The sequence below is a fragment of the Chryseobacterium sp. UNC8MFCol genome (genome assembly GCF_000482305.1).
Taxonomy (GTDB): domain Bacteria; phylum Bacteroidota; class Bacteroidia; order Flavobacteriales; family Weeksellaceae; genus Chryseobacterium; species Chryseobacterium indologenes.
Genome location: NZ_AXUZ01000016.1, coordinates 156,682 through 171,442, shown reverse-complemented (window position 1 = coordinate 171,442; position 14,761 = coordinate 156,682). Strand labels below are relative to the sequence as shown.

The 14,761-nt window shown below is 38.5% G+C and carries 12 protein-coding genes; 5 read left to right on the top strand and 7 right to left on the bottom strand.

Annotation, left to right across the window (positions count from 1 at the left end; translation table 11 throughout):
* Positions 1–2,262, top strand: a complete 2,262-nt coding sequence (locus M030_RS0111320; RefSeq protein ID WP_027373602.1) for a T9SS type A sorting domain-containing protein — start codon at positions 1–3, stop codon at positions 2,260–2,262.
* Positions 2,262–2,948: a DNA repair protein RecO gene (gene recO / locus M030_RS0111315; RefSeq protein ID WP_027373601.1), complete on the top strand. Its 687-nt coding sequence runs from the start codon at positions 2,262–2,264 to the stop codon at positions 2,946–2,948. Before M030_RS0111320 ends, recO begins: the two co-directional genes overlap by 1 nt.
* Positions 2,949–2,983: 35 nt before the next feature.
* On the opposite strand, the gene M030_RS0111310 is transcribed toward recO, so the two are convergent.
* The 4 genes from M030_RS0111310 to M030_RS0111295 form a co-directional block, all read right to left on the bottom strand.
* Positions 2,984–5,647 carry an MGH1-like glycoside hydrolase domain-containing protein gene (locus M030_RS0111310; RefSeq protein ID WP_027373600.1) on the bottom strand — a complete coding sequence of 888 codons (2,664 nt, stop codon included), beginning with the start codon at positions 5,645–5,647 and terminating at the stop codon, positions 2,984–2,986.
* Between the two features lie 128 nt (positions 5,648–5,775).
* Positions 5,776–6,585 carry a glucose 1-dehydrogenase gene (locus M030_RS0111305; RefSeq protein ID WP_027373599.1) on the bottom strand — a complete coding sequence of 270 codons (810 nt, stop codon included), beginning with the start codon at positions 6,583–6,585 and terminating at the stop codon, positions 5,776–5,778.
* A gap of 72 nt (positions 6,586–6,657) precedes the next feature.
* On the bottom strand, positions 6,658–7,131 hold the full coding sequence (locus tag M030_RS0111300) for a GNAT family N-acetyltransferase (protein ID WP_027373598.1): 474 nt from the start codon (positions 7,129–7,131) through the stop codon (positions 6,658–6,660).
* 2 nt (positions 7,132–7,133) lie between these two features.
* A complete protein-coding gene (locus M030_RS0111295) occupies positions 7,134–7,751 on the bottom strand; it encodes a DUF1684 domain-containing protein (RefSeq protein ID WP_027373597.1) in 618 nt (205 codons plus the stop codon).
* Positions 7,752–7,885: 134 nt separating this feature from the next.
* Here M030_RS0111295 and M030_RS0111290 point away from each other — a divergent pair, with 134 nt between their 5' ends.
* Positions 7,886–9,466, top strand: a complete 1,581-nt coding sequence (locus M030_RS0111290) for a GMC family oxidoreductase N-terminal domain-containing protein (protein WP_027373596.1) — start codon at positions 7,886–7,888, stop codon at positions 9,464–9,466.
* Here the strand turns inward: M030_RS0111290 and M030_RS0111285 are convergent.
* From M030_RS0111285 to mqo, 3 genes are read right to left on the bottom strand one after another with little or no spacing between them, the layout of a single operon-like run.
* Complete coding sequence (locus tag M030_RS0111285; RefSeq protein ID WP_027373595.1) at positions 9,463–10,332, bottom strand: AadS family aminoglycoside 6-adenylyltransferase; 870 nt, start codon at positions 10,330–10,332, stop codon at positions 9,463–9,465. The genes M030_RS0111290 and M030_RS0111285 overlap by 4 nt on opposite strands.
* 1 nt (position 10,333) lies before the next feature.
* The gene (locus M030_RS0111280) at positions 10,334–10,735 is read right to left on the bottom strand and encodes a hypothetical protein (RefSeq protein ID WP_027373594.1); all 402 of its coding nucleotides are present in this window, start codon (positions 10,733–10,735) and stop codon (positions 10,334–10,336) included.
* 60 nt (positions 10,736–10,795) lie between these two features.
* A complete protein-coding gene (mqo, locus tag M030_RS0111275) occupies positions 10,796–12,301 on the bottom strand; it encodes a malate dehydrogenase (quinone) (RefSeq protein ID WP_027373593.1) in 1,506 nt (501 codons plus the stop codon).
* A gap of 515 nt (positions 12,302–12,816) precedes the next feature.
* Between mqo and M030_RS0111270 the strand changes: the two genes are divergently transcribed.
* The gene (locus M030_RS0111270) at positions 12,817–13,923 is read left to right on the top strand and encodes a hypothetical protein (protein ID WP_027373592.1); all 1,107 of its coding nucleotides are present in this window, start codon (positions 12,817–12,819) and stop codon (positions 13,921–13,923) included.
* 12 nt (positions 13,924–13,935) lie between these two features.
* On the top strand, positions 13,936–14,757 hold the full coding sequence (locus M030_RS24925) for a hypothetical protein (protein WP_051585017.1): 822 nt from the start codon (positions 13,936–13,938) through the stop codon (positions 14,755–14,757).
* Positions 14,758–14,761: the final 4 nt, after the last annotated feature.

Sequence of the window (14,761 nt, the reverse complement as noted above, 5' to 3'; positions counted from 1 at the left end):
ATGAAAAAACTTTATATAATTTCTCTTGGTATTTTAGCCGCTCTGCAACTTACAAAAGCGCAGGTGATTTCCTCAAAAAAGTGGGCAGATCTTTTTTCCTACAACAATGTCATTGCTATGAAAGAAGACAATGGAAAAATAATTGCCGCAACAGAAAGTGGAATATTCTATTATACTATATCTACAGGAGAAATTACGAAGTTATCTAAAGCGAACGGCCTTCACAATATCGGAATCACTGCTTTTGATTATAATCCGCAGACCAAAACAGCTGTTATAGGCTATGATAATGGTTCCATGGACGTTATTACACCACAGGAAATCAAATATATCGTTGATATTCCTATTGCTACCGGTTACAACGGAAGTAAAAAAATCAATCATATTTCGATTACCGGAGATCAGGCTGTAATTTCTGTCGGCTATGGTCTTTCATTATTTAATTTGAAAAAGAAAGAATTCGGAGATTCTGCTTTTTTCATGCAATCCGGTGTTTATCAGGCCAGCAATGAAGCAGTGATATTTGGAAATAAAGTGTATACAGTTACAAATTCAGGATTAAAAAGCCATGAAATGAATACGACCTTCCCCGTATACACCACATGGACTACAGAAATTCCGGGTGCATTCAAGCATATAGATTCTGAATCTGATATTGTTTTTTCAAATGCTACTACTGCATATCTTTATAATAATGGTACTCCTACTCAACTTCCAACAAGTTTTAGCGATATCAAGGATGTGGTCATCACTCCCAACAATATTGTAGTTACCGACAACAGGATTTACACATATGGTACCAATGGTGTTTCTTTAAATGCCGTCAGTCTCGGTGAGGAATGTAATACGGCACTGATGGCGGGTGGAAAAGTATTCGGAGGAACTGTACTTTCCGGAATAAAAGATGAGGGAAATACTACCTATAAACCATCAGGACCATTTTATAATTATGCATACAAAATAAATCTGTATGACAACAACCAGATTCTTGTCTCTACCGGAGCAAGGACCGAAACATATAATTACCCTGCATACAATTCTAAAAAGCCGGGGTTTTATTACTTTAACGGTACAGAATGGATATATTCTTCCTTCTTTATCAATAATCCCAGGGAAAATATCAATGTACTGGATGCCATACTCAACCCGCTCAATAATAATGAAGTGTTTTTCACCAATTATGCCATGCGGGATCAGGGTGTATACAGAATGAAATACAACGCTACCAATAAAGATTTTGAGTTGGTAAAATATTATAACTTGGGAGCTCAGCCTTATTTAAGGCGTGCAACCGGCCTTGCAACTGATCCACAAAATAATATTTTCGCTTCTATCGGATTTGATAATGATGGAAATCCGGCGATAGGAATATATGACAAGGCTACGGATGATTTCGTTTTAAAAAAGATTGTTTTCACAAGTACAGGTGTACAAAAACCCATATTCTACGAGAATATGCTATGGATTCCTCTACCCAGGACGAATAACTTTTGGGTATACGACTATAAAAACGCAGCTAATCTTTCCGATGATTCGGACTATATTCTTAGTGAGCCCAACGGTCTCCCGAGCAGTTCTGCCGGATCACTATCTGTTGCTTTTGACAAATCCGGGGATGCATGGATCGGTACCGACAGCGGCTTAAGGGTAATGTCTAATGCAGCATCAGAAATCAGATCTTCTAAACCCAAAATGGAAGCTGTGGTCATCGAGCAAAATGGTATTCCTGAAGAATTATTCAAAGACTCTCATATCCTCCAGATTGAAGTAGACGGTGGTGATTACAAATGGGTATCTGTCGACGGAGGCGGTGTTTATTATCTATCTTCTGACGGCCAGAAAACCATTAAGCATTTCACTAAAGAAAACTCCCCACTTCCAACCAACAGTGTGACAGACATTAAAGTAGATAAAAAAACAGGAAAAGTATATTTTGCAACCTATAGCGGAATTGTGACCTATCAGGGAGATGTATCTGATGTGACGTCTAATTTTGGCGACGTAATGGTATATCCTAACCCCGTTGTATATTCTAATTTCAAAGGAAAAGTTACTATTAAGGGTCTTGCTGAAAAGACCAATATACGGATTGTAGATGCTGCAGGAAATGTAGTGCATTCAGCTGTAGCAAGAGGAGGCTATTACGAATGGGATCTTAATAATCAGAAAGGAAACAGAGTGGCCTCTGGAATTTACTTTGTTCTGATGACTAATGAAGATGGATCTGATAAAGCTACAGCGAAAATAGGAGTGGTCAATTAATGAATTCGCAAAACGGTTTTTTACTTTCATTTATTAAATATGGGGAAAATGATGCTGTACTGCATTGTTTTACTGAGGAAGAGGGTTTTCAGAGCTATTTTTTAAAAGGAATTTATTCCAAAAAAAATAAAAAGAAAGCCCTGCTGCAACCGCTGAATGAACTCTGTTTTTCTGTATCCGCAGCAAGAGGCAACGGTATAGCGTCCGTATCAAAATTTGAACTGGTAAAAAATAATGACATGTATACCGACATAAAAACCAATACAGTCATTTTTTTCATTTCAGATTTTTTGAATCAGATTCTTAAATATGAAAATAAAAACCTCAGTATTTATTCCGGAATTGACAGGTTTATCAGCGAATTGACAAACAAGAATTACCAGGCTCATTTACTTTTTCTGGTCGCTGTTTTAAAAATCCAGGGAGTTGCGCCTTTATTGGCTGACGGACATTTTTTAGATCCTGAAACCGGAACTTTTTCACCTTATCCGTCTCATCAGTTATTCAGCGAAGAAGTTTCAATGCTATGGAAACAAGCACTCAGCAGCGATAACTTATATGCCACAAAAATTCATAGTCGGTTAAGAAAAGACTTTTTGGATAGCCTTCTGGTGTATTACCATTACCATATCACTGATTTTAAAACACCAGCCTCACTGGAAATTATACAGCAGATTTTTGATTAAAACATGATAAAACAGTGAATGTTGGAAGCGATGGATCACTTCTTTTCACCGGTATCTTCCGGCATTTCAGTCTCTGATTCTGCAATTTCTTTTTGGGAAAATCTAGGCTGCAGAATTTTTGCAATAAGCCCCGTCCAGCCCGTCTGATGCGACGCTCCTACCCCACGTCCGTTGTCCCCGTGAAAATATTCATAAAACAATAGATAATCTTTAAAGTCCGGGTCTGTCTGAAATCTTTCATACTGACCATGAACAGGCCGCTTGCCCTCTGCATCCTGTAAGAAAATTTTAGAAAGCCTTTTGTTTAATGAGTTGGCAATCTGATCTAAATTGGAATAGTTTCCACTTCCGGTGGGATATTCCACCAAAAAATCAGGACTATAATAAAAGAAAAAACGTTGCAGGCTTTCAATGATTAAAAAATTAATAGGAAACCAGATAGGACCGCGCCAATTGCTGTTGCCTCCAAAAAGACCGCTATCACTTTCTGCAGGAGTATATTTTACCGTATAATCTGTTTCATTAAGATTTAAAGTATAGGGGTTTTTCTCATATTCTTTAGAAAGAGCTCTGACACCATAATCGCTTAAAAATTCATCGGGGTCCAACATTCTGCTTAACAACCTTTTCAAACGATGTCCCCGCAGCAGAGACAAAAGATGTTTGGAATCCTGTCCTTTGACTTCCCATCTTGAAACAAGGGACGCCAGTTCCGGCTTATTCTCGAGCACCCATTTCATTCTTTTCTTAAAATTGGGAAGATTCTCGATCATCTCATCATCGATCACCTCAACGGCAAACATCGGAATAAGACCTACGATTGTTCGCATCCTTAAGTACATATGTGTACCGTCACTGGAGGTAATAGCATCATAAAAGAACTCATCTTCATCATCCCACAGGCTGAATTTTTCATCCCCCATATTATCCAGTGAATGGGCAATAGAAAGAAAATGCTCAAAGAACTTCATCGCCATTTCTTCATATACATTGTTGTACAAAGCCAGTTCCAAAGCTATCCTCATCATATTCAGTGCAAACATGGCCATCCAGCTTGTTCCGTCGGACTGTTCCAGTTGCTCACCATTGGGAAGCGTAGCGTTTCTGTCAAAGACACCGATATTATCAAGTCCCAGGAATCCGCCTTCGAAGATATTATTGCCGTTGACATCTTTTTTATTGACCCACCAGGTAAAATTCATCAGCAGCTTCTGAAAAGCACTTTCTAAAAACTCCAGATCCGGCTTATCTCTTAAATATTCATCAATTTTGAATACCCTGAAAACGGCCCAGGCATGCACCGGAGGATTAACATCGCTTAAGTCCCATTCGTAAGCTGGGAGCTGGCCGTTAGGATGCATATACCATTCAAACAGAAACAGTTTCAACTGATGCTTGGCAAAATCCGGGTCTATCAATGAGAAACTGATGGTATGAAATGCCAGATCCCATGTGGCATACCAGGGATATTCCCATTTATCAGGCATCGAAATAATATGTTCGTTATTAAGATGCTTCCAGTCATAATTCCTTATTTTTTCACGGGATTTTGGGGGTGGCATTTGAGAAGGATCTCCTTTCAGCCACTTTTCAACATTATAATGATAAAACATTTTATTCCACAGCATACCGGCAAATGCCTGCCGCTGTACAAGCTTCTCATCATCTGATTTTATACCTTTCTGAATCTCCGCATAAAATTCGTCGGCCTCTCTGGTTCTTTCATCAAAAACAGTAGTAAAATCGCTGAAAGGATCTCTTATATCTTTATCGGTAATCCTGAATTCAAATGTCTTTGACTCATTACCATTAAAATCTTCATCAATAAAGAATGCGGCTTTAGTCCCGGTGTTTTCCGGATTAACGGTTGCAGAGTTTCCTGTAAGAATAAATTGATTGATACCGTCTTTACAATATTCATTTACATTAGCAGACTGATACAATCTGTGGTTATTCGTTTCATTGTTACAGAACAGCGTTTTTAAAGATTGTTTTGCATACAGATTTTTTATGTCAAGATCTTTACAATTTACTTTAATACGTCGCGCCTCTCCTCCGGAAAGCTGTGGCTGATAATCATCGTAGCCCCAGTTCCATGTATTTCTGAACCAAATAGTAGGTAACAGAACCAGAGAAGCTTCATTTTCAGATTTATTAACAACCGTTATCCTCACTAAAATGTCATTCTGACTTTCTTTGGCATATTCAATAAAAATATCAAAATATTCATTGTGATCAAAAATGCCTGTGTCAATAAGTTCGTATTCCGGTTCCTCTTTGCCCCTTCTGCCGTTGGTTGTTATCAGATCTTCGTAAGGAAAAGAGTTTTGAGGGTATTTATACAACATCTTCATGTAAGAGTGCGTGGGAGTGGAATCCAGATAATAAAAATATTCTTTCACATCTTCTCCATGATTTCCTTGTCCGTTGGTAAGGCCAAAGAATCGCTCTTTCATCATTTTATCTTTTTTATTCCAGAATCCTACCGAAAATACTAGCTTTTGAAGGTCATCACAGATTCCGCATATTCCTTCCTCACCCCATCGGTATGTTTTGGCTTCAGCCGTATCATGATTGGTGTAATTCCAGGCATCTCCGTTTTCACTATAATCTTCACGTACAAGGCCCCATTCACGGTTACTTACGTAAGGGCCCCACTTCTTCCATGAAACATCTGAAATTCTTTCTTTTTCTGACATAAACGATAATTATGAGTAATGAGTAATAGGTAATAAGTGCTGTATTGAACAAAACCTCCGGACTGACAAAGTTTTCAATGGTAAGATTTAAATTTTAAACGACAAACACGATACTGTGAATATCAGGACTATCCTCCGGTTGAAAAGCTTTCAAAAGTGGTCATTCCTCCATCCACAAAAATGCTGGTACCTGTAATATAATCCGCAAGATCACTGGCTAAGAATGCTGCAAGGTTACCGATATCCTGTGGTTGTCCGATCCTGTTATAAGGAATAAGGTTGAGAAGTGAATTCAGTGCCTGAGGTGTGCTCCACGCATCTTTATTAATCGGGGTTTGAATGGCACCCGGACAAATAGAATTAACCCGGATTTTGTCTGCACCATATTCCTGAGCCAGAGTCTGCATAAGCATCCTGATCGCTCCTTTGCTGGCAGCATAATTCGCGTGCCCAGCCCATGGTATAATCTCATGAACAGAACTGATATGAATAATTTTTCCGCAGGCTACAGACCTTGAAGGATCAATTCCCCGGCGTAAAAATTCTTTGATCGCTTCTCTGGCACATAAAAACTGACCTGTAAGATTGATCCCAATGACAGTATTCCATTGGTCTAAAGTCATTTCTGTGAACTTTGCATCTTTCTGCACTCCGGCGTTATTGATCAAAATATCTACTGTCCCGAATTGTAAAACGATGTCCTGAAACATTTTAACAACCTGATCTTCCTTAGAAACATCACATTGATAGGTTGTTCCACTTCCGCCGGCATCAGTGATTTCTTTCAATACAGCTTTTGCTTCTTCTACAGATCTTTCAGAAGAATGGTTGACAATGACTATTGCTCCTGCTGCGGCTAATGATTTTGCAATTCCGGAACCTATTCCGCTGGAGGCTCCTGTAACTACAGCAACCTGGTTATGAAGTGATACTTCCATATTTTGAATTTGATGTTACTCAAAGTTAGGGAAAGAAATCAGCAGTAAAGAAATTATGGTTTTAAAATTTTATTAAAGTTTTTTATACATCAGATATTGCGGTCCGCTCCGCCCTATTCTGGTCTTGCCCTCATCAACGTATCCGACACTGAGATAGATATGGTATGCCGCTTCATTTTTCTGGTTGACTGCCAGTACAATTTCGTTGCAGTTTCTGAAATTATCTCTTACAAAGTCGTCAACTTTCAGCATGGCTGCTTTTCCAATTCCTTTGCCCTGCATTTCAGGGTTTACAGATAATGATCGTACCAAAACAGAACTTTCATTATCTGTCAGTTCAAATTTATCTTCACCAAAATCAAGCACAAAAAAGCCTACAGGTTTTTCATCTTCGGTGATGGTCACAGCAAATCCCTTATGATCTTCCCTTAGTTCGAGATTGTGCAATGCCTGTTCAACGTTTGCCGTAAAGCGAGACTGGTTTTCATCCAGAGCATAGTTGAGTTCAGAAAGATCTCCTTTAGTAAAAAATCGTAGCTGTATCATGATTAGTGATGATAAATATCCTGATACATAACACCGGCCCTTATTTCTACGGGAAGTTTATTCTCATCAGGAACGATCGGACAGTTGTAGTCATAAGCGTTGTAAGCACAAAACGGCTGATAGGACTGGTTAAAATCCAACAAAATTGTATTTCCTTTCGGAATCTTCAGGTCCATATATTTTCCTCCACCATATGTTTCTTTTTCATTGGTAGCATCCCTGAAAGGCAGGAAAAGATCATTTTTATATTTTTCTTGCCTGATCAGATCCAGGCTTTGGTATAAAGTAACCTTGTATGATTTACCATCCAGCTTAAAGGTAGCTTTTCCATATTCCCGGTACGATTTTGTTTTTCCTGAAGAAGTTGGCAGGTCAAAAGGTTTCGGATCTTTTGTTTTCACAAATTTTGCGGTGATTCTGTATTTTAAATCAAAAGGAAAGAATGGATGTTCTTTAAAGTTTTTAAAATTATCCCCGCGTAATGGTGTTGTTTTAGGATTCAGGTATTCTTCGTTGAGATCATCCTGAAATTTCTTCACATCCATGACTTCCTGAGAAACGATCCGTTGTGAAAAAAAACATAACGGAACGAGTAAAAAAATCAATATATATTTTTTCATGAATCTAAAATTATAAAGTAAAACTATGAATTTTTCACGGGACAGCAGCGTTAAATTTGTAATAAAAAATGATAATCTGTTGTAAATAAAATATTCTTCAACATCATTAGCATACTTTTTGAAAAACAAGATTCATGGACAGAAAAGGATTTATTAAGACGAGTGTACTAGCCTTATCAGGTTTTTATTTTCTATATTCCGATGTATTAAAAGCAGTACAACCTAGAATCTCTAAACAGGAAAAAACAATAGAAGCTCCTATCATTATTATCGGGAGCGGATATGGTGGTGCTGTTTCTGCCCTTCGTTTGTGCGAAGCCGGAAAAAAAGTGATTCTTCTTGAGATGGGTCTTCACTGGGAAAAGTCCGGAATTCCTTATTCCAATTTACTGAAACCGGGCAAAAGCTCGGCTTGGTTAAAGAAAAAAACAATTGCTCCTTTTATGAACATTTTTTCTTTAACTCCTTTCACCGGAACCTTGGACCGGCTGGAATTTGAAAACATTAACATCTGGGTAGGACGGGGTGTTGGCGGAGGCTCACTGGTAAACGGTGGAATGGCTGTTACTCCCAAAGAAAGTTACTTCAAAGAAATTTTCCCTGATCTTGATTCCGGAAAGTTTTACAGTCATTATTTTCCGTTAGTACGGGAAGAACTTAAAGTCAATGTCATTGATGAGCAGTTTGTAAAGGATTGTCCTTATTACAAATTCACAAGAGTAGGTGAAGCGGAAGCACATAAAGCAGGTTTTAGGACGATAAGAGTGCCTAATGTATATGATTTTAAGTACATGGAAAAAGAATTCCGGAATGAAGTTCCCCGCTCGGCTCTCAATACAGAAGTCATCTATGGAAACAACTACGGCAAAAACAGTTTAGACAAAACATACTTAAAAAAGGCACTGGCAACCGGTAATCTTGAGATCCTTGATCTTCATCGTGTAGAACATATTCAACTCAATGATGATAAAAGCTACTCCGTCAGCACGGAGCAGATTGACACTTCCGGAAATATACTTGCCAGTAAAACATTCAATTGTAAAAAATTAATTCTTTCTGCTGGAACAATGGGAACTTTACAGCTTCTCCTGAAATCAAATGCTATTCATACCTTTCCTATCAATGAAAAAGTAGGAAAAAGCTGGGGGAATAACGGCAATTTCATGACCGGAAGAAATTGGGTACATCCTTTATCAGGAGGAACCGGCTCAAAGCAATCAACGATTCCTGTTGGAGGAATTGATAACTGGGATGATTCTGAACATCCGTTTTTCACTGAAATAGCTCCTCTGCCAATGGGTATGGATGTTGCAACCGCTTTATATTTACTGATCAACAGGGTTGACAAAAAAGGTGAAGTGACATTTGATAAGGCAAAGCAGGCTTTACAACTTGACTGGAACCAAAATCATACTGTGAAAATGCGGGAAAATGCTAAATATTTTGTCAGAAAAATGAATAAAGCCAATGGAGGCACCCGAAGTCATTTTTTGTTCAATAATGGTTTCGGAGCTGATATTTGTTACCATCCACTCGGTGGTTGTGTACTCGGGGAAGCCACTGATCAATATGGTAAATTAAAGGGTCACGAAAATCTTTATGTTCTGGATGGATCACTTATTCCCGGAACGATTGGCGTAAATCCTTTTGTAACTATTACTGCCATCGCCGAATATTGTATTGAAAATCTGATTCAGCATAATGAGTTTGCTTAAAACGATATTTCCCGTACTTCAGCCAGATAATTCCGGATATCATTTTCGAGTGTAACCGGGTAGGTGAAATTGAGTTGATAAGCCAAAGCAGTTCCCAGTTCATGAACCAGGTCAGCAAAAGCGAATAAAGCAGCCCAGTTTTCTTCAATGTTACTGCCTGAGAAGGTTAGTTCAACCTTATTCCACAATTCCTGTGAAAGATATTTTTTAAAGAGTCTGCCATGTTTATTGGTGGTGATGTTATTCCAGTCATGGGAAGAGGCAATATACCATTCTATCAATGGAACCAGGTAATCTGTCCTCAGGATATTTTCGGACATAAATTTGGCATAAAAAATATCTCCACGCTTAAGGCATTTGGCAACGTAAGTGGTGTCCCACCAAAAATCATTAAGCAGTTGTCTGAACTCTTTTTCTTCAGGCTGATGAATCATGATCGATCGGTAGCTTGGAGGTTTCATCTCTGTGGTCAATTCATCTTTATCAACCAGCACCTTGTAGCCCAAATCCCAGTCGTCGGGAAGTTTTTCAGCTTTAATTTCAGCAATAAAGTCTGAAAGCTGATACAATTTAAAATCAACCTTCACATGATCTTTATACAAAACCATTTTCATCGCATGTTTTCCCTCAAAAACTTCGTCACCTTCCTCAACCATTGAAATTGGCTGGCCGAATAGACTGATCCACTGATGATCATCTTCATAGGGTTTCCTGCTTTCAAAAACAAGTTCGACGTCCAGATCGCTGAAATCATCTACCGGTGCATAAGGATTCACTAAAGAACTCGTCAGCAGAACGACACGAACATCCCTGTTGTCGGTTGCCCATTGAATGATTTGTTCAAGCTTATCTTCTCTTATTTTCATGTTAATAGGATTCTGAGATTTTCACACGATACACATCTGTTGAATTTCTTTTAATTGATTCTACAAAAAATCCGCCTTCTTCAGGAATGACTTCTTTTAAATCAAAGCTTTTGCAATCTTTAGGAAGGCCTGAAAATATTAAAGTAAACCAGAAATCCTTCATAAAGGGAACAGGCGTCCAATAAGGGGAAATAGAAATATTTTCAGCATGAATCAGCTTACTTCTATGTTCAGACTGGTTATCAAAAAGATAAGTGGAATGCCAGATTCTAATGAGATTGCCTAAAAATGGTGAGGCCGGAAAACAACAATGAACAATAACCTGCTTTTCCTCTTCTACTTTTGTCTGAAGAGATTCAAGAAGCTCTTTTGCAATGACTGGTTTTACAACTATTTCTTCCACTTTTATAAGTATGAATAACGGGCAATTGATACTATTTGTACCTATTGCCCATTATTGATGTTAGTATTCTAATTCTAATTTTTCTTTTGTATAATTTCTTAATTCTTCTGTCAGCTCAGGATGTTCTGCCAGCTTTTTCCCATAAGAAGGTACCATTTCAAGGAGTTTGCTGTTCCATTCCCCGTTAAGTTTCTCAGGGAAACACTTTTCAATAACGGTCAGCATGGCATGTACCGCAGTGGAAGCTCCGGGTGAAGCCCCTAACAGTGACGCGATAGTACCCTTTTTGTTAACTACCACCTCTGTTCCAAATTCAAGTTTACCTCCTAATTTATCATCTTTTTTAATGATCTGAACCCTCTGTCCTGCTACTTTCAATTCCCAGTCTTCTTCTTTGGCATCTTTGATAAACTCTCTCAAATGCTGTATTCTCTGAGATTTTGTCATCGCTACCTGCTGAATAAGGTATTTTGTTAAAGGAAGATTATGCCACCATGCCCCAAAAAGCGATCTTAAATTTTTAGTATTTACACTTTCAGGCAGATCCAGGTAGCTTCCTTCTTTTAAAAATTTTGTTGAAAACCCTGCAAAAGGGCCAAACAGAAGAGCTTTTTTACCATCAATGATTCTAAGGTCAAGGTGAGGTACAGACATAGGCGGGGCATCTACCGTTGCTTGTGTATATACTTTTGCCTGATGCTTTTCTACCAATTCCTGATTGTGCGTTACCAACCATTGTCCGGAAACCGGGAAACCGCCATATCCTTCACTTTCTTTGATATCTGAACTATCCAGTAATGGAAGCGCATATCCTCCAGCCCCGATAAATACAAAGTCGGCTACTACTTCCTGCTTATGATTGTGGATTCTGTCTTTTACCTTCATCTCCCACTTTCCGTCTTCGCGAGGATCAATATCTTTCACTTCATGGTAAAGGAAAACTTCTACATTAGAATCTTCAAGCAAATGTCTTCCCATCTTTCGGGTCAATGTTCCAAAGTTCACATCCGTTCCCATATCCATCTTGGTGGCTGCCATCACTTCAGATTTATTTCTTTTGCTCATCACCAAAGGAATCCATTCTTTCAGTTTCTCATGATCTGTAGAAAATTCCATTCCGGAGAAAAGTACGGATTCAGACATTTTATCGTGGCGTCTTTTAAGGTAATCTGCATCTTTTTCACCAAATACCAGACTCATGTGCGGACAGGAATTGATAAAATCTTTGGGTTCCTGGATGTATCCTTTGCTTACCAGATACGCCCAGAATTGTTTTGAAATTTCAAATTGTTCGGCTATACTCTCCGCTTTCTTAATATCAATGGATCCGTCTTCTTTTTCAGGGGTATAATTTAGCTCACAAAAAGCCGAATGGCCAGTTCCTGCGTTGTTCCATGCTGCTGTACTTTCCTTGGCAAATCTTCCGAGTCTTTCGAAGATGGCAATTTCAAGATGTGGATCAAACTCATGAAGCAGCGTTGCTAAAGTGGCGCTCATAATTCCGCCGCCTATCAGTACAACGTCATATTTAGGTTTCGGTGTTCTGCTTGTAAGCGATTGTGACATAATTTTAAATTTTACTTCAAATTTCGGGAAAAGTTTTAAAAACAGAAACGCGTTTAACGATTTTAACACGTTATTTTTTGAAGTAAAACGACTTCTTACATACACAACAAAATGCAATGGAAAGTTTCAATAAAGTTTCATTGAAATGATTCATGAAGACAATGACAAGAAGTCTTATTTGAAATAAAAAAAATACCACATTTTCAAAGTATTTAATTCACTAATGAAGGGGTTGCATAAAGGGTAAAATTTTATAAAAACTTAAGTTTATTTAAGTTCACGATATAAAAGACTTCAACCATAATACTTTACGCCAGTACTTTTTTTCAATAAAAGGTGATAAAACATTACGAAATATTGATTAAAAATCACATTTTATTGATAAATAATCATATTTATCGATAAAAATCTACTCAAAAAATATAAAAAGAATATTTTTTATATGTATCTTTCAATAAATAAATACCATATTCCAGTGTATTTAAATTAAAATTATTTCGTAAAACATTACAAGGATGAAAATTGTTAACTTCGTGTGTACGTTTTTCGCAACAGTGGCATTTGCCCAAAGCGGAAGTGTAGGAATCAATACGTCCAAACCGGACCCCAGTGCAATTCTGCATATTGAAAATTTCAATGGAGTTCCAGCTACTGCCACTGCTACCATATCAGGAGGAGCAGTAACAGGGATTACCATTACCAATGGAGGAAGTGGATACACCACTGTCCCTACTGTCAACTTCTATGGAGGAGGATCCGTTGTAAACGGCGGCAACAAAGCACGTGCTACAGCTATACTTTCCAATGGTGTGATTACGGGTGTAACGATCAACAATGGAGGAAGCGGCTACAGTACAGCTCCTGCCGTTGTGATATCGGGAGGAAATAAAGGAATGTTATTTCCCAATCTGAATATTGCCAACCTAAGCAGCACTACCAGTCCTGTGGCATCTCCTGCCAATGGTCTTATTGCATATAATGGAGGTAGTAACAGCAACAATAAAACACTGCATACTTTCAACAGTACAACCAATCAATGGCAAAGTACCATTGATGCAGAAAATACACCTAAAGTTGCTTACCTCGATTTTACGGGATCACTATCTGCATTAGACAATGCAGTCGCGGGTGCAAACACTCAGCTTTTAGTAAATCCCCCTGCAATTTCCGGAGTATCCAACATCAATGGTTTCAAAGTTGTCCAGAACCCAAATTCGGGAGGCTATTCACTGGTTCTTCCGCAAGGAAATTATCTGGTGGAAGTAAACCTGAATCTCAATTCTCCTCAGGAGAATCCGGCCGGCCAGGGAGGAACTGCACCTTTGTCAGGCAGCACCTATTATCTGATGGGATATTTCATCGATTTTACGAATGATACGTACAACAATACGACCAATACATTCACCGGAGGTGCCAACACCAGAAAAGAAGTTCCTATAGTTTCAAAAGTGAATACAAACCATCTGGCAACCTGGTCTTATTATTACAGTGTTCCGAGTAATGCTGATGGTAATATCATCGGAGGATTGAGGTTGAGATTAGGAAGAATGCAAAACAGCACCTTTTATGACCTGGTCAATGTCATTGCTAACGGGTCTTATATTAAAATATCACAACTTTAAAAAAGCCGACCTATGAAAAAAAGTTATATCCTGCTATTATTTATCATAGCACAGACCCTATATGCTCAAGTAGGAATAGGTAAAACAACCATCAACAGCTCTGCAGCGCTTGAAATATCTGAATCTACCAATAAGGGAGTTCTTCTTCCCAGAGTTGACATAATCGATATATTAAACAAAACTACACCAGTTAATAATCCTGCGGAAGGTCTTGTGGTGTATAATAAAGGTAATTCAATCAGCCCCGGAATTTATGTATGGAAAGGCAATAAATGGACACAAATGGCAGATACGTATAATCTGGTAAGCTATATGATGCTCCAGCGCAGTACGGATTATACCGTATTGGGGAGTTTCGCGAACGGTACATTTAAAAACTTCAACGATGCAGCTTTTACTGTGATGTCTAATGATATCGGAGGTTCTTATAATGCAGCAACAGGTGCAATCACTCTTCCCGGAAACAGTGGTTATTTAGTCAACGTATGTCTGAATATCAGAACAACCCAGGAAAGCACAACAGCGGGAATCGGAGGAACCCAGGTTCATTTGCATCAGTACCTGGTCAGGCTGGTAGATCCGGTAACGGGTAATGTATATGGAAAGACCATCAGCATCAATGCTCAATCAATAGCAAGTAATAAAACGCATACACTCAATATGAGCTTTTCATTTGTCTCTACCTCTGCTACTCCTATCACATTAATTCCTTCCATCGCTCATGATGCGGGAGGCACCTATCAGATGGGAGCCGGAGGCACTGCTCCAAACAATGGTGAAATCATTATAACGAATGCAAAAGTTGACATTCAAAGATCAGCTCTTAATCAATAATCAG